The 24,065-nt window shown below is 73.5% G+C and carries 21 protein-coding genes and 1 pseudogene; 9 read left to right on the forward strand and 13 right to left on the reverse strand.

Annotation, left to right across the window (positions count from 1 at the left end; all coding sequences use genetic code 11):
* Positions 1 to 177 precede the first annotated feature (177 nt).
* Both ACQPZG_RS07360 and ACQPZG_RS07365 read left to right on the forward strand, forming a co-directional pair.
* Positions 178 to 645: an SRPBCC family protein gene (locus ACQPZG_RS07360; RefSeq protein WP_433545018.1), complete on the forward strand. Its 468-nt coding sequence runs from the start codon at positions 178 to 180 to the stop codon at positions 643 to 645.
* The gene (locus ACQPZG_RS07365; RefSeq protein ID WP_433545019.1) at positions 638 to 2,245 is read left to right on the forward strand and encodes a phytoene desaturase family protein; all 1,608 of its coding nucleotides are present in this window, start codon (positions 638 to 640) and stop codon (positions 2,243 to 2,245) included. The genes ACQPZG_RS07360 and ACQPZG_RS07365 overlap by 8 nt, the downstream gene beginning before the upstream one ends.
* A gap of 40 nt (positions 2,246 to 2,285) precedes the next feature.
* Here ACQPZG_RS07365 and ACQPZG_RS07370 read toward each other — a convergent pair whose 3' ends face one another.
* A complete protein-coding gene (locus ACQPZG_RS07370; RefSeq protein ID WP_433545020.1) occupies positions 2,286 to 3,389 on the reverse strand; it encodes a carboxylate-amine ligase in 1,104 nt (367 codons plus the stop codon).
* A 563-nt stretch (positions 3,390 to 3,952) separates the two neighbouring features.
* Between ACQPZG_RS07370 and ACQPZG_RS07375 the strand changes: the two genes are divergently transcribed.
* The 5 genes from ACQPZG_RS07375 (at position 3,953) to ACQPZG_RS07395 (ending at position 10,002) form a co-directional block, all read left to right on the forward strand.
* A complete protein-coding gene (locus ACQPZG_RS07375) occupies positions 3,953 to 5,074 on the forward strand; it encodes a glycosyltransferase family 1 protein (RefSeq protein ID WP_433545021.1) in 1,122 nt (373 codons plus the stop codon).
* Positions 5,071 to 6,156 (forward strand): glycosyltransferase, encoded by a 1,086-nt coding sequence (locus tag ACQPZG_RS07380; protein WP_433545022.1) that lies wholly within the window; start codon positions 5,071 to 5,073, stop codon positions 6,154 to 6,156. The genes ACQPZG_RS07375 and ACQPZG_RS07380 overlap by 4 nt, the downstream gene beginning before the upstream one ends.
* The gene (locus ACQPZG_RS07385; protein ID WP_433545023.1) at positions 6,153 to 7,181 is read left to right on the forward strand and encodes a glycosyltransferase; all 1,029 of its coding nucleotides are present in this window, start codon (positions 6,153 to 6,155) and stop codon (positions 7,179 to 7,181) included. The genes ACQPZG_RS07380 and ACQPZG_RS07385 overlap by 4 nt, the downstream gene beginning before the upstream one ends.
* Positions 7,178 to 8,182, forward strand: coding sequence for a glycosyltransferase family 2 protein (locus ACQPZG_RS07390; protein ID WP_433545024.1), 1,005 nt, complete (start codon positions 7,178 to 7,180; stop codon positions 8,180 to 8,182). The genes ACQPZG_RS07385 and ACQPZG_RS07390 overlap by 4 nt, the downstream gene beginning before the upstream one ends.
* A gap of 317 nt (positions 8,183 to 8,499) precedes the next feature.
* On the forward strand, positions 8,500 to 10,002 hold the full coding sequence (locus ACQPZG_RS07395) for a UDP-N-acetylmuramoyl-L-alanyl-D-glutamate--2,6-diaminopimelate ligase (protein WP_433545025.1): 1,503 nt from the start codon (positions 8,500 to 8,502) through the stop codon (positions 10,000 to 10,002).
* A 45-nt stretch (positions 10,003 to 10,047) separates the two neighbouring features.
* Here the strand turns inward: ACQPZG_RS07395 and ACQPZG_RS07400 are convergent, their stop codons facing one another.
* The 7 genes and pseudogenes from ACQPZG_RS07400 to ACQPZG_RS07430 all read right to left on the reverse strand — a co-directional run bounded on the left by ACQPZG_RS07400 (position 10,048) and on the right by ACQPZG_RS07430 (position 17,388).
* Positions 10,048 to 10,632, reverse strand: a complete 585-nt coding sequence (locus tag ACQPZG_RS07400; RefSeq protein WP_433545026.1) for a hypothetical protein — start codon at positions 10,630 to 10,632, stop codon at positions 10,048 to 10,050.
* Between the two features lie 332 nt (positions 10,633 to 10,964).
* Positions 10,965 to 12,098 (reverse strand): annotated as a pseudogene (locus ACQPZG_RS07405) (ROK family glucokinase); the annotation flags it as partial.
* A gap of 285 nt (positions 12,099 to 12,383) precedes the next feature.
* A complete protein-coding gene (locus ACQPZG_RS07410) occupies positions 12,384 to 13,250 on the reverse strand; it encodes an ATP-binding cassette domain-containing protein (RefSeq protein WP_433545027.1) in 867 nt (288 codons plus the stop codon).
* A complete protein-coding gene (locus tag ACQPZG_RS07415; RefSeq protein ID WP_433545028.1) occupies positions 13,247 to 14,311 on the reverse strand; it encodes an ABC transporter permease in 1,065 nt (354 codons plus the stop codon). Before ACQPZG_RS07415 ends, ACQPZG_RS07410 begins: the two co-directional genes overlap by 4 nt.
* The gene (locus ACQPZG_RS07420) at positions 14,308 to 15,321 is read right to left on the reverse strand and encodes a sugar ABC transporter substrate-binding protein (protein ID WP_433545029.1); all 1,014 of its coding nucleotides are present in this window, start codon (positions 15,319 to 15,321) and stop codon (positions 14,308 to 14,310) included. The genes ACQPZG_RS07415 and ACQPZG_RS07420 overlap by 4 nt, the downstream gene beginning before the upstream one ends.
* 134 nt (positions 15,322 to 15,455) lie before the next feature.
* The gene (locus ACQPZG_RS07425) at positions 15,456 to 16,478 is read right to left on the reverse strand and encodes a substrate-binding domain-containing protein (protein ID WP_433545030.1); all 1,023 of its coding nucleotides are present in this window, start codon (positions 16,476 to 16,478) and stop codon (positions 15,456 to 15,458) included.
* A 145-nt stretch (positions 16,479 to 16,623) separates the two neighbouring features.
* On the reverse strand, positions 16,624 to 17,388 hold the full coding sequence (locus ACQPZG_RS07430) for a GntR family transcriptional regulator (protein WP_433545031.1): 765 nt from the start codon (positions 17,386 to 17,388) through the stop codon (positions 16,624 to 16,626).
* Positions 17,389 to 17,589: 201 nt separating this feature from the next.
* On the opposite strand from ACQPZG_RS07430, the gene ACQPZG_RS07435 reads away from it, so the two are divergent.
* Positions 17,590 to 18,591, forward strand: coding sequence for a Gfo/Idh/MocA family protein (locus ACQPZG_RS07435; protein WP_433545032.1), 1,002 nt, complete (start codon positions 17,590 to 17,592; stop codon positions 18,589 to 18,591).
* 74 nt (positions 18,592 to 18,665) lie between these two features.
* On the opposite strand, the gene ACQPZG_RS07440 is transcribed toward ACQPZG_RS07435, so the two are convergent.
* Positions 18,666 to 19,319, reverse strand: a complete 654-nt coding sequence (locus tag ACQPZG_RS07440) for an NAD(P)-dependent oxidoreductase (protein WP_433545033.1) — start codon at positions 19,317 to 19,319, stop codon at positions 18,666 to 18,668.
* 125 nt (positions 19,320 to 19,444) lie between these two features.
* Here ACQPZG_RS07440 and ACQPZG_RS07445 point away from each other — a divergent pair, with 125 nt between their 5' ends.
* Positions 19,445 to 20,374 (forward strand): helix-turn-helix domain-containing protein, encoded by a 930-nt coding sequence (locus ACQPZG_RS07445; protein ID WP_433549298.1) that lies wholly within the window; start codon positions 19,445 to 19,447, stop codon positions 20,372 to 20,374.
* Here the strand turns inward: ACQPZG_RS07445 and ACQPZG_RS07450 are convergent.
* From ACQPZG_RS07450 to ACQPZG_RS07465, 4 genes are all read right to left on the reverse strand, one after another.
* Positions 20,358 to 20,777, reverse strand: a complete 420-nt coding sequence (locus ACQPZG_RS07450) for a PaaI family thioesterase (RefSeq protein WP_433545034.1) — start codon at positions 20,775 to 20,777, stop codon at positions 20,358 to 20,360. The genes ACQPZG_RS07445 and ACQPZG_RS07450 overlap by 17 nt on opposite strands.
* Before the next feature lie 4 nt (positions 20,778 to 20,781).
* Positions 20,782 to 21,969, reverse strand: coding sequence for a cytochrome P450 family protein (locus ACQPZG_RS07455; RefSeq protein ID WP_433545035.1), 1,188 nt, complete (start codon positions 21,967 to 21,969; stop codon positions 20,782 to 20,784).
* A gap of 28 nt (positions 21,970 to 21,997) precedes the next feature.
* Positions 21,998 to 22,675 (reverse strand): response regulator, encoded by a 678-nt coding sequence (locus ACQPZG_RS07460; RefSeq protein WP_433545036.1) that lies wholly within the window; start codon positions 22,673 to 22,675, stop codon positions 21,998 to 22,000.
* 62 nt (positions 22,676 to 22,737) lie between these two features.
* On the reverse strand, positions 22,738 to 23,952 hold the full coding sequence (locus tag ACQPZG_RS07465) for a sensor histidine kinase (protein WP_433545037.1): 1,215 nt from the start codon (positions 23,950 to 23,952) through the stop codon (positions 22,738 to 22,740).
* Positions 23,953 to 24,065: the final 113 nt, after the last annotated feature.

Consider the following 24,065-nt stretch of genomic DNA (forward strand, 5'->3'; position numbering starts at 1 on the left):
CGCCGGGCGCGCAGGACACGGGGCTGGGGCGGGGCGCCGCCGTCCCCGCCCCCGCCTCGCGTCGACGCGGGTGCTCGGCCGCCGGGTGTGAACCGGGCGCATGCGGTCATACGACATCTGCGCGACGATCAGCAGTGATCGAGCAGACAGTTGGCGTCCCCGTCGTCTGGAGGAACCGTGGTCGTACGGCACCAGCTCATCCGTCGCCCCCCGCACGCCCTGTGGGAGGTGCTCAGGGACGAGTCCCGCTACTCCGACTGGGTGGTGGGCACCCACTCCACCTGTCCGAGCGGGCAGGAGGTCTGGCCCCGGCCCGGAGCCACTCTGCACTACACCGTCCGGCTGGGTCCCAAGGAGTTCGAGGGGACCACCGTCGTCCGTCGCCACGATCCTCCGCACGCGCTGGAGCTGGAGGCGCACAGCGGCCCTCTCGGCAGTGCGCGCATCGCCTTCGACATCCGCCCCTGGGGCGAGAACACGCTGGTCATCCTGGACGAACACCCGCTGCGCGGGGTGGGCGGCGCACTGCACAACGGCGTGGTCGACTTCCTCATGCAACAACGCCATCGTCTGATGCTCGGCAGGCTCGCCCGCGTCGTCGAGGAGTCGGCGCCCGCGCGCAGCGAACAGGGCGCCGATGTCTGACGCGGTCGTGGTCGGCAGCGGCCCCAACGGTCTCGTGGCCGCCAACCTGCTGGCCGACGCCGGCTGGCGGGTGACCGTGCTGGAGGCGCAGGACGAGCCGGGGGGCGCGGTGCGCAGCGACCGCGCCGTCGACCCGGACTTCGTCAGCGACGTCTTCAGCGCGTTCTACCCCCTGGCCGCCGCCTCCCCCGTCATCGGCGCCCTCGGCCTGGAGGAGTACGGGCTGCGCTGGAGCCGCGCCCCGCACGTCCTCGCGCATCCCCTGCTGGACGGGCGCTGCGCGGTGCTGGACCGCGACCGTGCCGTCACGGCCCGGAGCCTGGAGGGCTTCGCCCCCGGCGACGGGCAGTCGTGGCTGGATCTGTGCGCGGGCTGGGACCGGGTGGGCGGCCCCGTGCTGGACGCCCTGTTCGCGCCGTTCCCCCCGGTGCGCTCCGCTGCCGTGCTCGCCGCCCGGGTCCGCGCCGCGGGCGGGCTGCGGTTCGTACGGGAACTGCTGCTGCCGGTGCGGCGACTGGGTGAGGAGAGGTTCGCCGGGGAGGGCGGCAGGCTGTTGCTCGCCGGGAACGCGCTGCACGCGGACCTCGCCCCGGAGGCGGCGGGCAGCGGCGGCTTCGGCTGGATGATGTCGATGCTGGGGCAGAGCTACGGCTTCCCGGTCCCCGTCGGGGGCGCCGGGGCGCTGACCGACGCCCTGGTGGCGCGGCTGCGGGAGCGCGGCGGCAGCGTGCACTGCGGGCAGCAGGTCACCGAGGTGGTCGTGCGGGGCGGCAGGGCGCTGGGCGTCCGCACCGCCGACGGGCAGGCGCACCGGGCCCGGCACGCCGTACTGGCCGACGTCGGCGCACCACAGCTGTACGGGGAGCTGGTCGCCGAGCAGCACCTGCCCTCACGCGTCCACGACGATCTGCGGCGCTTCCAGTGGGACTTCGCGACCTTCAAGGTCGACTGGGCGCTCGACGGACAGGTCCCGTGGACCGCGCCCGAAGCGGCCGGGGCCGGGACCGTCCACCTCGCCGACGGCGTCGACGAGCTCACCCGCTTCGCCGCCCAGCTGGCCACCGGGCGGGTCCCCGACCGCCCGTTCCTGCTCTTCGGCCAGATGACCACGTCGGACTCCTCCCGCTCCCCCGTCGGCACGGAGTCCGCGTGGGCCTATACGCACGTGCCGCAGAAGGTACGGGGCGACGCCGGGGAAGCCCGGCTGACCGGCCGCTGGGACAGGGGCGAGCAGGAGGCGATGGCCGACCGCATGGAGGAGCAGGTCGAACGGTACGCCCCGGGCTTCCGCGACCGGATCCGCGCGCGCCGCATCCTCGCGCCGCCCACCCTCCAGGCGGCGAACGCCAACCTGCACCACGGGGCGATCAACGGCGGCACGGCGTCGCTGCACCAGCAGCTGGTCTTCCGTCCCGTGCCGGGCACGGGCCGTCCCGAGACCCCGGTCAAGGGCCTCTACCTCGCGTCGGCGTCCGCCCACCCCGGCGGCGGGGTGCACGGCGCTCCGGGGGCCAACGCGGCCCGCGCCGCGCTCCGCACCCGCGGCCCGGTGCACGGCGTGGCCGTGGCCGCCCAGCGGGCGCTGACCCGGCGGCGGTGAGCCTGCCCCTCGACGGTCGCGGGCTTCCCGGACCTACCCGTCAGAGCGTGTTGCTCTCGGTGGTGATCAGGTCGAGGGCCGCCGCCGGGCCCCCGCCGGTGAAGGCGGTGCGTTGCCGGTCGGCTCCGGTGCCGTCCCGCAGGAGACGGTGCACCCAGCCCGTCACGAGGGGGGCGTCGCCGGACGCGTCGAGCGCCGGGGCGAGGTGCCGCAGGAGGCGGTGGCGCAGCACGTCTCCCGCGGGTCGCCGCGTGCCGGCCGGGTCGATCAGGGCGCCACTCAGACCGTGCCGGGCGGCATGCCACATGGCGGCCCGCAACAGCTCCGGCGCGGGGTCGGGGGCGGGGGCGCCGGCGGCCGTGTCGGCCGCGGCGGTCTCCACCAGGGCCCGGGTGACCCCGGCGAGCGCGACCGCGTCGTCCACCCGCAGCTGGACGTCCAGGCACCGCACCTCGACGGTGGGATAGCGCTCCGAGAGGCGGGCCTGCCAGTACACCTGTCCGGTGTCGGCGATCAGGCCGCCGGTCAGCAGGTGGCGCACCCGCCGGTCGTAGTCCGCCGCGTCCCGGAAGTACGGAGGCACGCCGGTGACCGGCCAGCGGCCGAAGATCACCGTGCGCCAGCTGGCGAAGCCGGTGTCCTTGCCGTCCCACAGCGGGGAGTTCACCGCCATGGCCGTCAGCGTCGGCAGCCAGACCCGGATGCGGTTCAGGACCTGCACGCCCGCTTCCCGGTCGGGCACCGCGACGTGGACGTGCATGCCGTTGACGAGCTGCTCGGCGACGAGCTGGGGCGCCTGGGTGCGCATGGCGAGGTAGCGGGCCCGGTCGGTGACCGGCACGGGGTCCTTGTCCCGCAGCGGGGGCGTCGCGCAGGCCGCGAGGCGGCAGCCGTGCGCCTCGGCCGCCGTGCCGACGGCCTGCCGCAGCCCGCGCAGGTGGACGTCCACCTCCGCCAGCGTGCCGCACACCGGGGTGGCCACCTCGACCTGCGCCTGGAGCAGTTCCGGCTGCACCTCCCCGCCCCGGTCGGACGCCCCGTCCTCCAGCTCCGTCGCGCGGCGCACCTTCTCCGCCTGGGCCACCGGGAGGCCCGTCACGGGGTCGATCAGCAGGTATTCCTCTTCGACGCCGATCGTCGTCATCGATCGCCCTCCGCTCCGCTCGCTGCCGTGTCCGGCCGCGAGGCGACTGATCGACACGCATCGCGGCGTTGTTCACCTGAGGAGGTGCGTTCGTTGTCGGGTGTACCCGTGGGCCCGCGGCCCACTCGCGGGCGACGGAAGCCGACGCACCTCCGCGGGCCGCGCGGGTGGTGGCCGGACGACCGCGGAACGCGGTGGCACCGGAGGTCCTTCGGCCCGGGACGGCCACCGCCTCCCGCTGCCCCGACGTGCCTGCGGTCCGAAGCACGACATGCGCTTGCCCTGTCATCCTGCGGTGCGCCGTGGCGACCCGCACCTTCAGCGGACCGCGGTCAAGGGCCCCCGTACCTCTAGGACCGGCCGCGCACCCCCACCTCACTCCGTCCGTTGTGCCCCGGTTTGCGGTGCCCCTGCGGCTGTGGCGGAATGGGCGAGGTCCGGGGCTGCTTGCTCCGCCCGGCGGCGGCACACCCGTGCCCCACCGGACGGCCGGGCGCGGCCGACGCCCCGGGACACCGGCAGCGGCACTCTCGTACCACCTCGTGAGCAGGAGCGGCAGGCACATGAAACAGCACGCACCGGCCGACACGTACGGGCACCCGAGCGGCGGCACCGCGCTCTTCGACACGATCCGGGTGGCGTCCGTACCCGCCGGACACGTGTACGTACGGCACTGCTCCGACCCGCGGCGGCCGGACGGGGTCGTCCGGCTGCGCGACCCGCGACCCAACGGGGCGCCCAGCACCTCGCAGCGCTGGTGGCCGCCCGTCATGCTGGACCCCGCCTGGGTGGACGCGCACCACGAGGAATTCGACGTCTTCCACCTGCACTTCGGGTTCGACGCACAGTCGCCCGCGCAACTGGACGCCCTCGTCGAGGCGTTGCGACGGCACGGCAAGCCGCTGATCCACACCGTGCACGACCTGCGCAACCCGCACCAGTGCGACCCCGCACCGCACGAAGCCGCTCTCGACGTCCTGGTACCGGCCGCCGACCACCTCATCACGCTGACGCCCGGGGCCGCCGCCGAGATCGCGCGGCGCTGGCAGCGCGAGGCGACCGTCCTGCCCCACCCGCACGTCGTGGCGGAGCCCCGCCTGTCCCGGCCGCGTCCGCACCACGACGGCTTCCGGGTCGGCGTGCACGCCAAGAGCCTGCGCCCGAACATGGTCCTCCTGCCGGTCGTACGGGTTCTCGCGGAAGCGGTGGCAGACCTGCCGGACGCCCGGTTGCAGGTGAACGTCCACCACGAGGTGGGCGACCCGGCCGCGCACGCCCACGCGCCCGACGTACTGGCGGAGCTGCGCGACCTGGCCGACGCCGGACGGCTGCGCCTGGAGGAGCACGACTACTTCGACGACGACGGGCTGTGGGACTACCTGTCGTCGCTGGACCTCTCGGTACTGCCCTACGCGTTCGGCACCCACTCCGGCTGGCTGGAGGCGTGCCACGACCTCGGCACCGCCGTGGCCGCCCCGTCCTGCGGCTGCTACGCCCAGCAGCGGCGGTGCCTGTCCTACGGCAACACCCAGCGCGACGGCCTGGACGAGGCGTCCCTGCGCGCGGCGGTGCTGGAGGCCCACCGGGTCCGCCCCGCGTGGCGGGCCTCGCCGGCGGAACGGGAGGCCGAGCGGGCCGCCGTGGCCGCCGCGCACCGCACGATCTACGCGGGGCTCCTGGGATGAGCGCATCCCTGCGCATCGCCATGGTCGCGTCCGCCCGCTTCCCCATCAGGGAGCCGTTCGCCGGCGGGCTGGAGGCGCACACCTGGTCCCTCGCGCGCGCCCTGGTCGCACGGGGCCACCGGGTCGCGCTCTTCGCGGCCCCCGGCTCCGACCCCGCCCTCGACGTCACGGAGCTTCCGGTGCACCGGCCGACGCTGAGCACGGCCGCGCGGTCGGACGTCAGCATGCCGGACCGCAGGTGGATGGAGGAGCACCACGCGTACCTGCGGCTGATGCTGGACCTCGCGTCGGACGCCGGGCGGCGCTTCGACGTGGTGCACAACAACAGCCTGCACTACCTGCCGCTCGCGATGGCCCCGGCCGTACGGGCGCCGCTGGTGACCACCCTGCACACCCCGCCCACGCCCTGGCTGGAATCCGCCATCCAGACGTCGGCCGCCGCGCGGGACGGCCGACGCGCGCTCACGTTCACCGCGGTCAGCGCGCACACCGCCGCCGCCTGGCAGCCGCTGGTGACCGACGCCCGGGTGATCCGCAACGGCGTCGACCCCGCCAGGTGGCCCAGCGGTCCCGGCGGCCCGCACCTGGTCTGGTTCGGGCGCGTCGTACCGGAGAAGGGACCGCATCTGGCCGCCGAGGCCGCCCGCAGGGCGGGCCGTTCCCTGCGCCTGGCGGGGCCCGTCGGGGACCGGGAGTACTTCGAGACGCGGGTGGCGCCACTGCTGGACGAGGACATCCGTTACGTCGGCCACCTGGACCGCCGCGCGCTGGCCGCGCTCGTGGGCTCGTCCGCGGCGGCCCTGGTGACGCCGTGCTGGGACGAGCCGTACGGGCTGGTCGTCGCGGAGGCGTTGTCCTGCGGCACCCCGGTGTGCGGTTTCGACCGGGGCGCGCTCGCCGAGATCCTCACCCCGGAGTGCGGCCTGCTGGCCCCGCCCGACGACATCGACGCCCTGGCCGCACTCGTCGACGACGTCACCCGTCTCGACCGCCGCGCGGCACGCGAACGCGCCGAGCGGTTCTGCACGCTGGACGCCATGGCGGACGGCTACACCGCCCTCTACCAGGAACTCGCGGCATGATCGGCTACTACGTGCACCACCAGGGCCGCGGCCATCTGCACCGCGCCGTGTGCGTCTCCGGGCACCTGCGCACCCCCGTGACCGGCTTCTCCTCCCTTCCCCGGCCCGACGGCTGGGAGGGGGACTGGGTCCGCCTGCCGAGGGACGCCGACGCCGTGCCGGGAGCGCAAGCGGCCGGGGCGGCGGATCCGACGGCCGGTGGCGCACTGCACTGGGTCCCTCGCCACCACCCCGGCCTCCGGGGCCGGATGGGCGCCGTCGCGGACTGGATCACGCGGGCCGCGCCCACCCTGTTCGTGAGCGACGTCTCCGTGGAAGTGGCCCTGCTGGCCCGGCTCATGGGGATTCCCGTCGTGGCGGCGGCGATGCGCGGCGACCGCTTCGACCCGGCCCACCGGCTCGGCTACACCGTCGCCGACGCCCTCCTCGCGCCCTGGCCCGCGGAGCTGTCCGAGCCCGGCTGGCCGCGGGCCTGGCTGGACAAGACGGTGCACACCGGGGCGTTCTCCCGGTACGACGGCCGCCCCCGCGCGCACGAGCGCCCCGCCGACGGCTCACGGGAGGTCGTCGTCATGCTGGGCGCCGGGGGCTCGGGCCTCGGCGGCGACGACTTCCGGCGGGCCGCCGCGAGCACCCCCGGGTGGACGTGGACGGTCCTGGGCGCCCCGGGCGAGACGTGGGTCGACGACCCGTGGCCGGTGCTGTGCCGGGCGGACGTGGTCGTCACCCACGGCGGCCAGAACGCCGTCGCCGAGTGCGCCGCCGCCCGCGTCCCCACGGTCGTCGTCCCGCAGGACAGGCCGCACGGCGAGCAACGCGCGACCGCCGAGGCCCTGCGGGCCGGCGACCTGGCCACCGTACGGGCGACCTGGCCCGAGCCCGGGGAATGGGCCGGCCTGCTGGACCGTACGCGGGAGCGGCCTGCCGACCGGTGGGCACGGTGGGCCCCGGGGGACGGCGCCCAACGGGCCGCCGAGGCGCTCGACCACCTGTCGGCCACCGCTCTGGAACGGCAGCCGGCATGAAGACCCCCGAGAGGCCCGGGAGGGAGGACCACCGCGCGCGGGAAGCGCGGCGGTCATCGCGCGGCAGCGCGGCGGACGGCACCGCGAAAAACAGCACGGCGAGCAGCACCGCGAACAGCACCGCCGACAGCACTGCGAGCAGCACCGCGGACAGCAGGAGGATCGCGGTCATCACCCTGGTCGCCGGCCGGCACCGGCACCTGCGGCTCCAGCAGGCCGGACTGGCGGCCGGGGCACGCCGTCCGGACCACTACGTGGTCGTCACCATGGGCGACCACAAGGTCCCGGACGCCGTGGCCGAGAGCCGCCCGGCGATGGACACGGTGCCCGTGGCGCTCGACGCCGCCGGGCGGCTGCCGCTCGCGGCGGCCCGCAACGCCGGCGCCCGCCACGCCGTGGCAGCCGGCGCCGGCCTGCTGGTCTTCCTCGACGTGGACTGCGTACCGGGGCCCGCGCTGCTCGCCCGCTACGCCGAGACCGCCGTGGACGGAGCCCTGCTCTGCGGTACGGTCGCCTACCTGCCGCCTCCTCCGCCCGAGGGCTACCGGCTCGCCTCCCTGCCGCGCCTGGCACCGCCGCACCCCGGGCGGCCGGTCCCCGGCGACGCGGAGGTGCTGCGCGACGGCGACCACCGCCTCTTCTGGTCGCTGTCCTTCGCCCTGACCTCCCGCACCTGGCAGGACATCGGCGGCTTCTGCGAGGAGTACAGCGGGTACGGCGGCGAGGACACCGACTTCGCCTCCACCGCGGCCTCCCGGGGAGTCGGCCTGTGGTGGGTCGGCGGCGCGCCCGCGTACCACCAGCACCACCCGGTGAGCCGGCCCCCGGTCGAGCATCTCGACGACATCCTCCGCAACGGCGCCCTCTACCGGAGCCGTTGGGGTTCGTGGCCGATGGAGGGATGGCTGCGCGACTTCGCCGGCCTCGGCCTGGTCAGCTACGACGGCGCCCGTGACAGCTGGCGGAAGACGGCGGGCTCGGGGTCCCTCGCCGAGGGGTAGTTGGCCCCGGCGGCGATCTGACTGTAGCTTCGGCAGCACGGCGTGCACGGTCCCCCCGTCCCGCACGCCCTCTTCGGCAGCGGCATCGACCGCGGCTGCCCTCCGCGCAGCACCCATTCGCTCTCGCACCGGCCTGCCTCGCGACCCTGCCGTGCACCGGCCCCCTCCCCCGGGCCGAGAGCCGCCCCGGCCGGCGCCCGCACGGCCGGGTTCCCCGCGTCCGCTCCACGTCTCCACCGCAGCCGCCGGCCACCGCCGGTACTGCCGCACGGCTGCGACCGCATCCACTGGGCCGGGCCACTTCCGAAGGGTTCACCTTGAAGTTGAGCGATCTGCTGGCCGGCCAGGAACACCACGTCCTCCAGGGCGACCCGAGCACCACCGACATCTCCGCGGGCGCCACCTTCGACGTCGACCGCGTCACGCCGGGATCCGTCTTCGTCGCCGTGCCCGGACACCGGGAGGGCGGCCCCGCGTGCGTGGCGGCGGCGTTCGCGCGCGGGGCCGTCGCGGTCCTCGTCGAGGAAGCGGACCCGACGCTCCCAAAGACGCCGTGGCCCGCCGACAGGTGCACCGTGCGGGTGCCGGACGCCCGCCGGGCGGGCGCGGTGGTCGCCTCGCGGTACTTCGGCGAACCGGGCCGCGGGATGGACATGGTGGCGATCACCGGCACCAACGGCAAGACCTCGGTCTCGTACATGGTCGAGTCCGTCCTGCGGATCTCCACAGGGGCGAGGGTGGGCGTCATCGGGACGGCCGGCAGCCGGATCGGCGACGAGCTCGTCCCCATGCCGCCGTCGGTGCTCACCACCCCCGAATCACCCGACCTCCAGTACCTGCTGGGGTACATGCGGGACCGTGCGACGGGCAGCGTGGTGCTGGAGGCGACGTCGATGGCGCTGCTGACGTACCGGATGGACCGCACGTTCGTCGACGTCGGGGTGTTCACCAACCTGACCCAGGACCACCTGGACGACCACGGGACCATGGCCGACTACCGGGACGCCAAGCTGCGGCTCTTCCAGGGGCTGTGCCGGCACGCGGTGGTCAACGCCGACGACCCGGTGGGCGCCGGGATCGTGGCGATGATGCCGGGTGCGGTGACCACGTACGCGCTGGACGTGCCGGCCGACTACCGGGCGACCGACCTGGAGGTGAGCGCCACCGGCACCCGGTTCACGCTGCTGCACGACGGGCGCGCGTACCCCGCCTCGATTCCGTTCCCCGGCCGGTACTCGGTGGCCAACGCCCTCGCCGCGCTGGTCTCCTGCCACGTGCTGGGACACGACCTCGGGGCCCTGGTGGCGGCGCTCGGACAGATGCCGCCCGTCCCCGGCCGGTTCGAACGCTTCGAGACCCCCGGGGGCACCTCCGTGGTGGTGGACTACGCGCACTCCCCCGACTCCCTGGACAAGGTCCTCACCAGCATCCGCGGGTACGCACGCGGCCGGGTGATCACCGTCTTCGGCTGCGGCGGCGACCGGGACACCACGAAGCGTGCCGAGATGGGTCGGATCGCGGGCAGTCACTCGGACCTGTGCGTCCTGACCTCGGACAACCCCCGCGACGAGGACCCGGAGGCCATCCTGGACCAGATCGCCCCCGGCCTCGCGTCGACGGGGACGCCCTTCGAGCAGCTCGCCGACCGGCGCGAAGCCATCGCCCACGCCCTGGCGGCGGCCGGCCCCGGAGACACCGTCCTCGTCGCCGGCAAGGGCAGCGAGCCGCACCAGACCGTACGGGGGGAACTCATCCCGTTCAGCGACATGGCCACCGTGCGCGAGCTCGCCCTCCGGCGGACGGCCGCCCGCACCCCCTGACCCGGCCGGATGCCTCCGCCCGTTCGTGCGGCGGCGGGGCGCGTCCTACGGACTGGCGGTGGAGACCGCGTACACCCAGGGACGCTCGGGAATCGTGCGGTCCACGGTGATGTCCAGGGTGGGCAGCGGCTCCTTCTGCCTGTGGACCAGGCCGGCCCACTGGCGGTGCGGCATGAAGACCCAGCCGACGGTCTTCCGGTCGCTCTCGCGAATGGTCACCTCGCCCTCCTGGAGGGCCGCGGTGGAGGTGCCCACGTCCTTGAGGAAGGTGTCGAGGTCGGCGGGCGTGGTGGCGAACCGCACGTGCATCCGGCTGGTCTTCCAGTTGTTGGTCTCGTAGTAGGCGAGGTTCTGCGCCATCAGCGGGATCGGCAGCTGGTAGATCCGGCGCTGCACCTGGGAGGGCCAGCCGACGGTCAGTCCGCCGGCGGAGGCCTCGCGCTCCTTGTTGCGGCCGCTGTCGCGGCTCTGCTCCGCGGAGATCACCAGGTATCCGGCGGGGATGCCGATGAGCAGGACGATGATGAGCGCGGTGAGGGTGCGGCGCACGATCACGTGACGGCGGGTCTCCGGCGGGCGGTCCTCGCGGCCGTCGGAAGAAGGGCCCTGGCGGGGGATGGCGGACGTCATCGGGTGGTTCCCTCGGCGCCGTCGGCGCGGGTCGTGCGGTCGGTGCCGGTCGAGAGTCCGGTGCCGGTCGTAAGGTCGGTCGCCGGTGCGTCGACGGCGTGGGACGGGTCGGGCGGGGCGGTCGCGTCGGACCGGTCCCCCGGGGAGGCCGGGCCGCCGGTACCGTTCGGGCCGTTCCCCTCCCTCGGCCCGCTCCGGCCGTCCGGATCGCTCTCCGTGCCCCGACGGCCCTGGCTGCTCCGGCCGTTCTCCTTGCTGCGGCCGTTCGCCGGGCCGGTGGCGCCCGCGCCGATGGTCGTGGCGAGGTCGGACAGGGCGGCGCCCGGAGTGGTCGCGGTGCGCAGGGCCTGGGCGTAGCGCTCGTAGCGTTCGTGGCGCTCCACCCGGCGGCGGTTGGTGCGGCGGAAGCGGCGGGCGACGAGGCGGGCGAGATCGGCGGCGCCGACCATGCCGGCCTCCGGACCCAGCTGCGCCTTGGCGATGCGGGCCTCGGGCCGGTAGCCGCGCCCGGTGAGATGGCGGCGGAAGGCGTCCCGGGCCGGACCGATGAGGAGGTCGTCGGCGGCGCTGACCCCGCCGCCGATGACGAAGCAGGACGGGTCGAGGGCGGCGGCGAGATTGGCGATGCCGACGCCGAGCCACTGGCCGATGTCCTGGAGGAGTTCGACGCACATGGCGTCGCCGCCGCGGGCCAGCTCGGTGATGAGCGGTCCGGTGATCTCCTGCACGTTGCCGCCGACGCGCTCGATGAGGTGGTACGCGACCGGGGAGTCGGCGGCGGCGAGTTCGCGGGCCTCGCGGACGAGGGCGTTTCCGGAGCTGTACTGCTCCCAGCAGCCTCGGTTGCCGCACGGGCAGCGGTGTCCGCCGGGCACGACCTGCATGTGGCCGAACTCGCCGGCCACTCCGAACTTGCCCCGTTTGACCTGCCCGTCCTCCAGGATGGCTCCGCCGATACCGGTGCCCAGGGTGATCATGACGAGGTGGTCCTCACCGCGTCCCGCACCGAACCGCCACTCCGCCCAGGCCGCCGTGTTGGCGTCGTTGTCGACGAGGACGGGAACCGCCAGGCGGGCCGAGACGGCGTCGCGCAGCGGTTCGTTGCGCCAGGCGAGGTGCGGGGCGAAGAGCACCTTGTTGCGGTCCGCGTCGACCCAGCCCGCCGCGCCGATGCCGACCGCGTGCACGTCGTGCCGGTCGGAGAGGTCCAGGACCAGCTCGACGATGGTGTCCTCGACGACCTTGGGGCTCTTGGACTTGTCCGGGGTCTCGGTGCGGAGCGTCTCCAGGATGTTGCCGTCGGCGTCGACGACGCCCGCCATCACCTTCGTGCCGCCGATGTCGATGCCCACGGTGGGCACGCGCGGCGCGGTCAGGTGGGAGCGGCGCTCGCGCGGGCCGACGGTGCGCAGCACGGTGGCGCGGGCGGTGCCACGGGTGGCGAAGTCACGGTAGGTGTTGCTCATCGGCCGGGGCCTTCCGCGTGGGGCGCTGTCCCGTGGGGCCGGGAGGGGCGGGGGGAACGCACGGTGGATCGTCCCTGCGGTGTGGGGGGAGCCGCGCCTCGGAACGTGCCCGGGGGCCCGGCGGCGGACGGCGCCCGCCGCCGCCGATTCTGCCATCCATACGGGTGCGGAACTCGTCCGGACGGGCGGGTGGGCCCGGCGGGGAAGAGAAACGGGCCGTGGCGTTTCTCACCCGCCACGGCCCGTCCGCCGTTCCTTCCGCCGTTTCCGGGGGCCGGGCGGCGCCTACTTCCCCGGCTTGCCGTCCGCCGGGAGGCCGCCCAGGCGGGAGGGGGCCGCGGCGCGTTCCAGTTCGTGGCTGAGCTCGTCGAGTTCGCTGCCGCCGGCCATCTGCCGGGTGAGTTCGTCGAGGGTGGTCCCGTCCTTGGTGCCGCTGCCGGACATCGCTCCCCTCTTGAGGAGCACGAAGCGGTCGCCCACGAGGTGGGCGTGGTGCGGGTTGTGCGTGATGAGGACGACGCCCAGGCCCGCGTCGCGCGCGGCGGCGACGTACTTCAGGACGACGCCGGACTGCTTGACGCCCAGGGCGGCCGTCGGCTCGTCGAGGACGAGGACCTTCGCGCCGAAGTACACGGCGCGGGCGATGGCCACGCACTGCCGTTCACCGCCGGAGAGGGTGCCGATCGGCTGGTCGACGTCGCGCAGGTCGATGCCCATGCGCAGCAGTTCGGAGCGGGTCGTCTCGCGCATCAGCCGCACGTCGAGGCGGCGGAGCGGGCCGCGTCCCTTCGTGGGCTCGGAGCCGAGGAAGAAGTTGCGCCAGACGGGCATCAGCGGGACGACGGCGAGGTCCTGGTGGACGGTGGCGATGCCCCGGTCCAGGGCGTCGCGCGGGTTGACCAGGGTGGTGTCCGCGCCCCCGATGCGGAAGGTGCCCGCGTCGTGCTGGTGCAGTCCCGCGATGATCTTGATGAGGGTGGACTTGCCCGCGCCGTTGTCGCCGAGGACGCAGGTGATCTCGCCCGCGTGCACTTCGAGGGAGACGCCTTCGAGGGCCTTGATGTTGCCGTAGAACTTCGACACGTGGTCGAGTTCGACGAGCGGCGTCCCGGGCGCCGCCGGGGTGGTCCCGGGGTCGACGGCTGTGCTCATGACCGTGCCTCCGCTCGCTTGCGCACCCATGCGTTGAGCAGGGTGGCCAGAAGGAGCATCGCTCCGAGGAAGAACTTGAACCAGTCCGGGTTCCACTCGGCGTACACGATGCCCTTGCTCGTCATGCCGAAGATGAACGCGCCGACCGCCGAGCCGACCGCGGAGCCGTAGCCCCCGGTGATCAGGCAGCCGCCGATGACGGCCGCGATGATGTACGTCAGCTCGTTGCCGACGCCCTCGCCGGACTGCACGACGTCGTAGCTGAACAGCAGGTGCTGGCCCGACACCCAGGCGGCGAACGCGACGCCCATGTAGAGGCCGATGCGCGTCTTGTTGACGGGTACGCCGGTGGCGCGGGCGGCGTCCTTCTCGCCGCCGACCGCGAAGATCCAGTTGCCCGCGCGGGTACGCAGCAGGATCCAGGTGGCCAGGGCGATCAGCACGAACCACCACAGGATGGTGATCTTGAGGCTGACCGGGCCGAGGGTGAGCTGGGAGGCGAAGACGGCCTTGGCGGACTCGAAGCCCTCCATGTCGCCGATGGACTTGGTGGAGACGGTGCCGCTGATGAGTTTGGTGAGGCCGAGGTTGAGGCCGGTCAGCATCAGGAAGGTGCCGAGCGTGATGATGAAGCTCGGCAGCTTGGTCCGGGTCAGCACGAAGCCGTTGAAGACGCCCAGCAGCAGCGTCACGAGCAGCGAGACGAGGACGCCGACCCACACGTTGGCGGTCATCTGGTAGCTGAACATCGAGGAGATCAGCGCGGAGCTGGTCACCATGACACCGGCGGAGAGGTCGAACTCGCCGCCGATCATCAGCAGGGCGACGGGCACCGCCATGATGCCGATCGTGGAGGCCGCGTAGAGGACGGTGCCGAAGCTGGAGGCCCGCAGGAAGCTGTCAGCGGCGATCGAGAAGAACAGGAACACGGCGACGGCGCCGACGACGGACCCGAGCTCGGGGCGGCCCATCAGCTTGCGCAGCGGCGAGGTGTGGACCAGCCGTTCGTCGGGCCCGCCCGGTGGGGCGGGCGTTCGTGGTGCCGGTGCTGTCGCTGTCATCGGGTCCCCCGCTTCGTGTACGCCTTCAGCTCGGCCGCGCTGTCCTTGGTGATGATCTGGGGGCCGGTGAGGACGGGCCTGCCGCCGCCGAGCACGTCCGCGTTGTAGCGGTACAGCCAGAGCAGGTCGACCGCCTCGTACCCCTGGAGGTAGGGCTGCTGGTCGACGGCGAAGCCGAGGGTGCCGGCGGCCAGGGAGTCGGCGACCTTGGCGTTCAGGTCGAAGGTGTCGATCTCGGCGTCGCTGCCCGCCTGCTGCTTGGCCTGCACCGCGGCGTCCGCGAACGGCGCGCCGAGGGTGACGACGGAGTCGATGTCCTTGGTCGTCTGGAGCTTGGCCTCGATGGAGGCCTGCACGTCGGGCATGTTGGTGCCGTCGACGTAGAGGTTCTCCACCGTGCCCTCGAAGGTCTTCTTGAGACCTTCGCAGCGCTGTTCGTGGCCGACGTTGCCGCGCTCGTGCAGGACGCACAGCGCCTTCTTCTTCGCGCGCCTGCCCAGTTCCTCGCCGACCGCCTCGCCCGCGATGGTCTCGTCCTGGCCGATGTGGCTGAGCGCGCCGAACGCCTTGGACTCGGCGGTGCCCGAGTTGATGGTGATCACCGGGATGCCTGCCTTGACGGCCTTGGCGACGACCGCTTTCATGGCGTCCGGCTTGGCGAGGGTGACGATCAGGCCGTCCACCTTCTTGTCGATGTACGTGTCGACGAGCTGCGCCTGCTGCTGGGCCTCCGCGCTGTTCGCGTAGAGGAAGTCGATGTTGTCCTTGACCGCGGCCTGCTTGGCGCCCTTCTGGACGATGTCCCAGAACGTGTCGCCGGCCCCCGAGTGGGTGACCATGGCGAAGGTCCACTTGGGGGTGTTCACCGCGGCCCTGCCTTGGGCGGCGGCAGCAGCCGCGCGCTCCTCGGCCCGCTTTCCACCTGTGCTGCTGCAACCGGTGAGGGAAACCCCGAGCACCGCCGCCAGCACGGCGCTCAGCGCGCGTACCCCTGTCCGAACCCTTGCCACGACGTCGTGCCCTTCTCGCTGTACTCCTGGGTGCGGCCGGGTGGCGTCGAGCCAGACCCCGGCCGCCCAAGTATCGGGCATGGGGGTCCGTCGTGCGGTGGGCGGGTGTGCCATCGGGCGGATCACCGGCTGTGTCACCGGGTGCCGCGGGCGGTGTATTTCTCCAGGGCGGGCACGTCCTGTGCGGTGACGACGGCGGGGCCCGTGAGGACGGGGCGGCCACCGCCCAGGACGTTCCCGTTGGTGCGGTGCAGCCAGATCCCGTCGACGGCGAGGTAGCCCTGGAGGTAGGGCTGCTGGTCGACCGCGAAGCCGACCTCCTTCGACTTCAGGCTCTTCACGACGGCCGCGTTGAGGTCGAAGGTGACGACCTCGGCGGTGCTGCCGGAGCCGGCCTTCGCCTTGACCGTCGCATCCGCGAAGGGCGCACCGAGGGTGACGACGACGTCGATGTCCTGGGCGGTCTGGAGCTTGGCCTCGATGGAGGAGGTGCTGGCGGGCATGTTGGTGCCCTCCACGTTGAGGTTCTCGACGGCGCCCTTGAACGCCTTCCGCACTCCGGCGCAGCGCTCTTCCAGGGAGACGTTGCCCTGTTCGTGGATGACGCACAGGGCCTTCTTCCTGCCGCGGGCGTTGAGCTCCTCCCCCACGCCCTCCCCGGCGACCGTCTCGTCCTGGCCGATGTGGCCGAGCGCTCCCAGGCCCGGGGAGTACCGGCCGCCCGAGTTGACGGTGACGACGGGGATGCCTGCCGCGACCGCCTTCTTCACGGCCGCGCCGACCGCCTCGGGCTTGGCGAGGGTGACGACGATGCCGTGCACCTTCTGGTCGATCGCCGCCTCGACGAGCTGCGCCTGTTCCTTGCCCTCCTTGTGGGCGGAGTACAGGAACTCGACGTTGTCCTTGGCCGCGGCCGCCTTGGCGCCGTTCTGCACGATGTCCCAGAAGGTGTCGCCCTCACCGGAATGGGTGATCATCGCGATTTTCATGCGGGGCGTGCCGGCGGCCTGGCCGCCGCTCTCGCCCCGGGCCGGTTTCTCCTCCGACCCCTTGCCTCCGGAACCGCTGCACCCGGTGAGCGCGAGCGCGGTGAGTGCGCAGGTGGCGGCCAGGAGGGCCGCGGTACGGGTGGTGCGTGCTGTACGGGTGGTACGCATGCTCGGGTCCGCCTCGTCTCCCCCGCCGCCCCGTTGACGGCTGGGGGAGTTCTAGCGGCGGCCGCGGGATCCCGTCAATGCTCTTGTCCGGACATCGCCCGAGACCGTGCGAGATCCTCACGGACGCCTCCCCACGGGTGTTCCCTCACGGGCGCGCGAGGAGCTGGAAGTCGAAGGCGTACCGCGAGGCCCGGTAGAGGTGCGCGCCGAACTCGACGGCGCGGCCGGTGCCGTCGTAGGTGCGGCGCTCCATCGTGAGCAGCGGCGCCCCCTCGTGCTCCCGCAGAAGGGCCCCCTCCTCCGCGCCTGCGGCCCGCGCCCCGACCGTCTGGTGGGCGCTGTGCAGGGCGACCCCGGCGGCGCGCATCACCCGGTAGAGACCGGTGGCCTCCAGTTCCATGGTGTGCAGCGGCAGGAGTCCGGCGGGGAGGTGGTTGCGGAGGTACGCCACGGGCTCGCCGTGGGCGCAGCGCAGCCGGTCGACGCGGTGCACCTCGGCGCCCTCGGCGACGCCCAGTGCGGCGGCGACCGCGGCGCCGGCGGGTTCGACGGCGTTGTGCAGCACGCGTGTGGTGGGGCTCTGCCCGGCCGTCTCCAGGTCGTCGTACAGGCTGCTGAGTTCGAGGGGGCGGCGCACCTGGCTGTGCACGACCTGGGTGCCGACGCCTCTGCGGCGGACGAGCAGGCCCTTGTCGACGAGGGACTGGATGGCCTGTCGGACGGTCGGCCGGGAGAGGCCGAGGCGGGCGGCCAGTTCGATCTCGTTGCCGAGGAGGCTGCCGGGCGGGAGCCTGCCCTCCTCGACGGCGGCTTCGAGCTGCTGGGCGAGCTGGAAGTACAGGGGGACCGGACTGGCGCGGTCCACCCCGAGCTGGAGGGCGACGGTGGGGTCGGTCGCTTGTTTCGGCACGGCAGTGAGCGTAGCCCCGCCGCGGCGGCCCGTCACCAAGTCCCGTGGTGCGAAGCCGTTGTTGTCAGGACATGGCGTCGGCCGCACGTCCGGGCCCACGGTCGCCCTGTCGTCCGTTTGTCCGGACATTCGGCGACGCCATTGTCCTGTTGTCAGGACACATCCTTGACAGCCCCCCGGGCCTGCTGTCGAGTGGAGGGCATGCGCATCGGACTCTTGGGCACGGGCCGCATCGGCTCCTTCCACGCCGAGGTTCTCGCCCGGCACCGGGCGGTGGACTCGCTGCTGATGGCCGACGCGGACGCGGGCCTGGCCGCCGAGGTCGCGCAGCGGGTGGGGGGCGAGTTCACCCCTGCGGAGGACCTGTTGACGGCGGATCTCGACGCGGTGGTCATCGCGTCGGCGACGTCCTCGCACGCGGAGCTGATCGGCCGGGCCTCCCGGGCCGGGCTGCCCGCGTTCTGCGAGAAGCCGATCGCCTTCGACCTGCCGGGCACCCTGGAGGCGCTGCGGGAGGTCGAGGCGGCGGGAACCGTCCTGCAGATCGGCTTCATGCGGCGCTTCGACGCCGGGTACGCGGTCGCCCGCGAGCGGGTGCGGACGGGTGGGCTGGGGAGGCTGCACACCGTGCGCACGGTCTCCTCGGACGCGGCTCCGCCGCCCGCCGCGTACCTCCCTCTCTCCGGCGGCCTCTACCGGGACTGTCTGGTCCACGACTTCGACATCGTGCGTTGGGTCACCGGCCGCGAGGTGGTGGAGGTCTACGCGACGGGCTCGGCGGCGGGACCGGAGATGTTCGCCGCGGCGGGCGACGTGGCCACGGCCGCCGCCGTCCTGACGCTGGACGACGGGACGCTCGTCACGGCGACCTCGACGCGCTGCAACGGGGCCGGGTACGACGTGCGGATGGAGCTGGCCGGCGAGCTGGACCAGCTCGCGGTCGGCCTGGACGAGCGCACCCCCCTCACCTCGACGGAAACCTCCGGCCCGCCCGCTCCGGCGAAGCCCTGGTCCGGCTTCCTGGAGCGGTTCGCACCGGCGTACGAGGCGGAACTGGACGCGTTCCTCGCCGTCGTACGCGGGGAGCGCGCGAATCCCTGCGACGGGCGTGAGGCGCTGGCGGCGCTGCGGGTGGCGGAGGCGTGCGAGGTGTCCCGGCGGGAGCGCCGGCCGGTCCGGGTGGCGGAGATGCCCGGAGCCTGAGCGTCCGCCCCACCCGGCGCATCCGGTCTCGGTGGGGAACGTCCGCGCCACCGGTGCGTCCGGTCCCCGCGGGCTCAGTAGCCGACGGTGAACCGCTCGCCCACGTGCTGCGGGCGCTCGATCTCGTCGACCAGGGCCACCGCGTAGTCCTCCGTGCTGATGCGGCTGTTGCCCTCGGCGTCGAGGACCAGGTTGTCGGTGTCCGTACGGTAGACCCCGGTGCGCTCCCCCGGCTCGATCGTCCCTGCGGGGCTGAGGTTGGTCCACTCGACGTCGGTGACCGTCCGGTAGAAGTCCAGTGCGTCGCCGTGCGCGTGCATGATCTGGAGCAGGAACTCCGGCAGGCCCTCCGCGTCCCACACCAGCTTGCCGTCCGGGGTGCGCAGCGAACCCGCGCCGCCCACGGCGATCAGCCGGGGCGCGTCCTCGCCCAGCGCGCGCACTCCGCCGACCAGGGCCTTCGCCGAGGGTTCGATCGTCGCGAGGTGTCCGGGTCCGTCGCCGCCGCCGACCGCGCTGACCAGGACGTCCTGCCCCTTGGCGACCTCGGTGACCGACGTGGGGTCGAGGACGTCACCGGTGACGACGGTGAGGTTCTGGTGCGCGGGCGCGGTGAACTTCGCCGGGTCCCGGACGACGGCCGTCACGTGGTGGCCGCGGTCGAGTGCCTCGCGCAGGATACGGCTGCCGACGGTGCCGTTGGCGCCGAAGAGGGAGATCTTGGCCATGGGAGGGTTCCTTCCGAAACGATGTGGGAATGGTGATTCTGCGGATACGGAGAACGAGGCCGCCCCGCTCGCCCTCCAACATAGGAGGTGGAGCGCCTGAATGCCGGGTACGCTCCGGACACATGGTGGTGAAAAAGCGACAACCGGGTGAGGAGGGAAGTCTCCCCATCCCGGAGGTCGGTTTCCGCGCACCTCATACGGCCCCGGCCGGAGTCGAGGTGCTGACGCTCGCGCGGCTGCGCCGCAACGCCTGTGCCGCGTCGATCTCCCTCACGCACCGCCCCGACTTCCACCATCTCCTCGTACTCGACGGCGGTGCGCTGCCCCTGACCGTCGACTTCGCGTCGTACCGGCTGCTGCCGGGCGAGTGGCTGTGGGTGCGGCCCGGTCAGGTGCACCGCTGGGAGGGGCTGTCGGGGGCGGAGGGCGTCCTCGTCCTGTTCGAAGCGGGCTTCCTCGACGCGGCGACCAGTGCGGCGGCCCGGCTGGACGATCCGTTCGGGCCGACGGTCCGGCGTCCGGCGGTCGGCGAGGGGGTCGCGCTGCGGCGGGCCCTCGACCACCTGGACCACGAGTTCCGGTCGCTGCGGGACGAGGCGCCGCTTCCTTTGGAGACCCACCTCGCCGTGCTCCGCCACCTCCTCGCCGCCCTGGCCCTGCGACTCGCGCACACCGGCGGGCAGGAGGACGCGGCCGGCGGCGGCCCCGAGGCGTTCCTCCGCTTCCGGGCCGCCGTGGAGAGGGACTTCGCGCGCACCCGTCGCGTCGACGACTACGCCCGCGACCTGGGCTACGCCCCGCGCACCCTGTCGCGGGCGACCCGGGCCGCGGCGGGGGTCGGGGCGAAGGAGTTCATCGACCGGCGAGTCGTGCTGGAGGCCAAGCGGCTGCTGACGCACAGCGACCACAGCGCGGCCGCGGTCGCCGCCCGGCTCGGCTTCCGGGACGCCGCGAACTTCGGCAAGTTCTTCCAACAGCGCGTGCACGCCAGCCCGTTGGCGTTCCGCGCGACGGCGCGCGGCGAGACCGCCCCGGACGCTACGGCTGCACGGTGAGGACGGTGCCCTGCGCCACCGCGCACAGCCTCTCGGCGCCCGCGCCGTCCACCGCGTACAGCTCGCAGCGGCAGGCCGCCTGCCGTCGTCCGCTGTGCAGGACCGAGGCGCGGGCGCTCAGGGTGGGGCCGGTCGCCGGCCGGAGGTACTGGAGCGAGAATCCGCCGGTCAGGACGGCAGGCCCCAGGACGGATCCCGCCGCGAAGGTGAGCGCGTTGTCCGCGGCGTAGGCCAGGACACCGCCGTGCAGGAAGCCGTTCTGCTGGCGCAGCTCGTCGCGGGCGTCCAGTTCCACCACCGCCTCGCCGTCGCCGAACGCGACGATTCGAGCACCGAGCAGAACACTGAACGGCTGTGCCGCGAGCGTTTCCTGCGCCTGCGTCAGGCCGAACCCGGGGGCCACTGCCTCACCACCGTACCGGCAGCTTGCGCACGCCCCTGATCAACAGTCCCGGCAGCCACTGCCACGGCTCGCCCCGCGGGTCGAGCGCCAGGTCCGGGCAGCGCTCCAGCAGCGCACGGAGCGCGATGCGCCCTTCCATGCGGGCCAGCGGGGCGCCCAGACAGAAGTGGATGCCGTGGCCGAAGGCGAGGTGCCCCTGCGGGGAACGCCGGATGTCGAAGCGGTCCGGGTCCGGGTAGCGGGCGGAGTCGCGGTCGCCGGCGCCGATGGCGACGAGCACCGGTTTGCCCGCGGGCACGGTGACGCCGCCGATCTCGACCTCTTCACGGGTGAAGCGGAAGGTGGCGGTCTTCACGGGGCCGTCGTAGCGGAGGATCTCCTCCACGGCGCCGTCGATGAGTCCGTCGAAGTCGGCGCGCAGGGCGGCGAGTTGTTCCGGATGGGCGAGGAGGGCGCGTACACCGTTGGAGATGAGGTTCACGGTGGTCTCGTGACCGGCGACGAGCAGCAGGAAGGCCATGCCCACCAGTTCGTCGGGAGCCAGCTGGTCGCCGTCCTCGTCCTGGGTCCTGATCAGGGCGCTGAGCAGGTCGTCACCGGGCTCGCGGCGCTTCTCCTCGATCAGCTCGGCGAGATAGAGGCCCATGTCGTTGACCGCCGCCGCGTTCGCCTCCTCGCCGGTCGGCGCGACGACCTCGTTGGACCAGGCGCGGAAGCGGTCCCGGTCGAGGTCGGGGACGCCGAGGAGCTCGCAGATGACGGTCATCGGCAGCGGAAAGGCCAGTGCGTCGACCAGGTCCGCGGACGAACGCCCCTTCTCCGTCATGGAGTCGAGGAGGCGGTCGGCTGTCGCCTGCACGCGTGGGCGCATCGCCTCCACCCGCCGCGTGGTGAACTCGCGGGCGACGAGCTTGCGAAGCCGGGTGTGGTGCGGCGGGTCGGCCTCCAGCATGTTGGTGTTGATGGCGTGGCCCGGCTCGTCGGCCCACAGCTCGGAGACCCGCCAGTTCTTGCTCAGCCTGGGGTCGGCGAGGGCGCGGCGCGCCTCCTCGTAGCCGACGACCAACCACATCTCGTCCGCCTCGGCGGTCCGGACACGATGCACGGGCCCGAGGGCGCGCATCCGGGCGTAGTAGGTGTACGGGTCCGCCGTGAAGTCCTCGGCGTGTTCGCTCAGGTCGACAAGTGTCATGCCATTCCCTCCCGTTGGCTTCTCCTCCTCACCCTACGTCGCGGCCGTCGGCGAGCAGTCCGGCGTCGTGGGCGAGCAGGGCGATCTGGACCCGGTTGTTGAGGTCGAGCTTGGCGAGTATGCGCGAGACGTGCGTCTTCACGGTGGGGACGCTCATGTAGAGCCGGGCGGCGATCTCGGCGTTCGAGCATCCCTGACCGACGGCCACGGCCACTTCCCGCTCGCGTTCGGCGAGTTGGCCGAGCCTGCGCCGGGCGCGGTCCTGCCGGTCCTCGTTTCCGCCCGTGCCCGCGACGTGGTGGATGAGCTGCTGGGTCACCGCGGGCGAGAGCACCGGATCCCCGGCGGCCACCCGTCGCACCGCCGCGACGATGTCGGCGGGCGGGGTGTCCTTCAGGACGAAACCGGCGGCTCCGGCGCGCAGGGCGCGCAGCACCTGGTCGTCGGCGTGGAAGGTGGTGAGGACGATCACCTCGGGGGCGTCGGGCGCCGCGCGTACCCGCTCGGTGGCGGTGAGGCCGTCGACGCCCGGCATGCGGATGTCCATCAGGATGACGTCGGGTCGTACGTCCCTCACCGCCTGCGGGACGTGCGCGCCGTCGGATGCCTCGCCGACGATCTCGACGTCGTCGGCGCCGCCGAGCATGAAGGTGAGTCCGGCGCGGACGAGAGGGTCGTCGTCGACGAGGAGGAGTCTGATGGTCATGGGCTCACGGTAGCCAGCCGTCCGGCCGCACCCTCGCGGTGGGTCGGCGGGCGTGGTGGCGCTCATGCGGCCCACGGCAGCCATGCGGTGACGCGGAACCCGCCGTCCTCGGCGTGGCCGTGACCGAGGCGGCCGCCGGCGAGGGCGGCGCGTTCGGTGAGCCCGATGAGTCCCTGGCCCGACCCGGGGACGGCGGGCGCCTCGCCCTCGGGAGCGGGGTTTCGGACCTCGACCGTGAGGCCGTCACCCGGCCGGCCCGAGACGGTGACGGCCACCTCGGCGCCGGGGGCGTGCTTGCGGGCGTTGGTGAGGCCTTCCTGGGCGATCCGGTAGACGGTGCGGCCGACGGAGGCGGGCACGGCGCCGGGGTCGGCGACCCCGTTGTCGAGGACCACCTCCATGCCCGCCTGCCGGGACTCGGCGACCAGGGCGTCGAGGGTGGCGAAGGTGGGCTGCGGCCGGTGCTCGTCGCCCGCGTGCGGGCTGCGCAGGACGCCGATGATCTCGCGGAGGTCCTGGAGTGCTTCGTGGGCGCTGTCGCGGATGACCCCGGCGGCGCGGGCCACTTGGGCGGGCGGGGCGTCGGGCCGGAACTCCAGGGCCCCGGCGTGCACACTGAGCAGGGTCAGCCGGTGGGCCAGTACGTCGTGCATCTCGCGGGCGATGGCCTCACGGGCCAGCCGCTGTGCCTGTTCGGCCCGCAGTCCGGCCTCCACCTCGGCGCGCCGGGCGCGTTCGCGCAGCGACACGACGAGTTGCCGGCGGGCGCGTACGAACATCGCCCAGCTGACGACGAGCAGGGTGACCACCAGACCGGCGACGGCGGCGGCCCGGAAGGACATCGAGGGGTCCGGTCGCAGTGCCGTCTGGAGCAGCCCGGCGCCGACGGCGGCCACCACGAACCGGCCCGCGATCCTGAAGGGCCGGTGCACGGTGACGACGAACAGGGCGACGGCAGCGGCCCCGGAACTGGCCGGCGAGAAGACGGAGAGAGCCGTCAGGGCGCCCGCGACGCCGAGGGGCCAGCGCCTCCGCAGCCAGAGCGCACAGCACGCCAGCGCACCGCACACCTGCTCGAACACCAACACGGCCCGGGATTCGCCCAGGTCGCCCACGGCGTCCGCGACCGCGAGCCCGACGGCGGCGGCGAAGAGGAACATCAGGAGGTCGACGGTCCAGTCCCGCAGGGTACGGCGCGGCGGACGGCCCCGCTCGGCCGTCGGTTCACGGTGGCCCATCGCCGACGGCAGCAGCCACCGGTACTCCTGATCGCTCATGCGTTCCAAAGTACGCAGCCGGAGATGGAGCGGTGGCCGTCTGCGCCGGGGCCGGTACCGAAGTTGCCCGGTCTGCGACTTCGGTCGGCAGAGGCCCGCGTCCGGCAGACCGA

It is taken from the genome of Streptomyces sp. CA-294286, assembly GCF_050947155.1.
Classification (GTDB): Bacteria; Actinomycetota; Actinomycetes; order Streptomycetales; family Streptomycetaceae; genus Streptomyces.

Excerpts from the sequence above, each read along its gene's own strand:
- ACQPZG_RS07365 (WP_433545019.1), top strand. The coding sequence starts at position 638 with ATGTCTGACGCGGTCGTGGTCGGCAGCGGCCCCAACGGTCTCGTGGCC.
- ACQPZG_RS07370 (WP_433545020.1), bottom strand. The coding sequence starts at position 3,389 with ATGACGACGATCGGCGTCGAAGAGGAATACCTGCTGATCGACCCCGTG.
- ACQPZG_RS07375 (WP_433545021.1), top strand. The coding sequence starts at position 3,953 with ATGAAACAGCACGCACCGGCCGACACGTACGGGCACCCGAGCGGCGGC.
- ACQPZG_RS07380 (WP_433545022.1), top strand. The coding sequence starts at position 5,071 with ATGAGCGCATCCCTGCGCATCGCCATGGTCGCGTCCGCCCGCTTCCCC.
- ACQPZG_RS07385 (WP_433545023.1), top strand. The coding sequence starts at position 6,153 with ATGATCGGCTACTACGTGCACCACCAGGGCCGCGGCCATCTGCACCGC.
- ACQPZG_RS07390 (WP_433545024.1), top strand. The coding sequence starts at position 7,178 with ATGAAGACCCCCGAGAGGCCCGGGAGGGAGGACCACCGCGCGCGGGAA.
- ACQPZG_RS07400 (WP_433545026.1), bottom strand. The coding sequence starts at position 10,632 with ATGACGTCCGCCATCCCCCGCCAGGGCCCTTCTTCCGACGGCCGCGAG.
- ACQPZG_RS07410 (WP_433545027.1), bottom strand. The coding sequence starts at position 13,250 with ATGAGCACAGCCGTCGACCCCGGGACCACCCCGGCGGCGCCCGGGACG.
- ACQPZG_RS07415 (WP_433545028.1), bottom strand. The coding sequence starts at position 14,311 with ATGACAGCGACAGCACCGGCACCACGAACGCCCGCCCCACCGGGCGGG.
- ACQPZG_RS07425 (WP_433545030.1), bottom strand. The coding sequence starts at position 16,478 with ATGCGTACCACCCGTACAGCACGCACCACCCGTACCGCGGCCCTCCTG.
- ACQPZG_RS07435 (WP_433545032.1), top strand. The coding sequence starts at position 17,590 with ATGCGCATCGGACTCTTGGGCACGGGCCGCATCGGCTCCTTCCACGCC.
- ACQPZG_RS07440 (WP_433545033.1), bottom strand. The coding sequence starts at position 19,319 with ATGGCCAAGATCTCCCTCTTCGGCGCCAACGGCACCGTCGGCAGCCGT.
- ACQPZG_RS07455 (WP_433545035.1), bottom strand. The coding sequence starts at position 21,969 with ATGACACTTGTCGACCTGAGCGAACACGCCGAGGACTTCACGGCGGAC.
- ACQPZG_RS07460 (WP_433545036.1), bottom strand. The coding sequence starts at position 22,675 with ATGACCATCAGACTCCTCCTCGTCGACGACGACCCTCTCGTCCGCGCC.
- ACQPZG_RS07465 (WP_433545037.1), bottom strand. The coding sequence starts at position 23,952 with ATGAGCGATCAGGAGTACCGGTGGCTGCTGCCGTCGGCGATGGGCCAC.